This is a genomic window from Paraburkholderia sp. SIMBA_054, assembly GCF_046534875.1.
In the GTDB taxonomy this organism is placed as follows: Bacteria; Pseudomonadota; Gammaproteobacteria; order Burkholderiales; family Burkholderiaceae; genus Paraburkholderia; species Paraburkholderia hospita.
On sequence record NZ_JAWRXV010001145.1, the window covers coordinates 1 to 257 of the forward strand.

At 57.2% G+C, this 257-nt stretch carries 1 protein-coding gene; it reads right to left on the reverse strand.

The annotated features are described in order from the left end of the window. A partial coding sequence (locus tag SB822_RS58745; RefSeq protein ID WP_410859329.1) for an SbmA/BacA-like family transporter occupies positions 1-257 on the reverse strand: 257 nt, incomplete at both ends.

Genomic DNA, 257 nt, shown 5'->3' on the forward strand with positions numbered 1-257 from the left:
GTTGCGCGCCACTCGACGAGTGTCGAGTAACTGTTGATGAACCACGAGAACGAATCGCTGACGGTGCCGAACGCGCTCGAAATCTGCATCAGCACGCCGAACGTGAAGGCGCCCGCGAAGTAACGCGGCGCAGCCACGACGAGCGGGAAAATAATTGCGATTTGGCCATAGAAGCTCAGCACGAAAGTCAATCGCTTCGTGTACTTCATGACCTGCCACCAGTTGTCGCGAATCCGGCCGAACAGCGAATGCGCGTT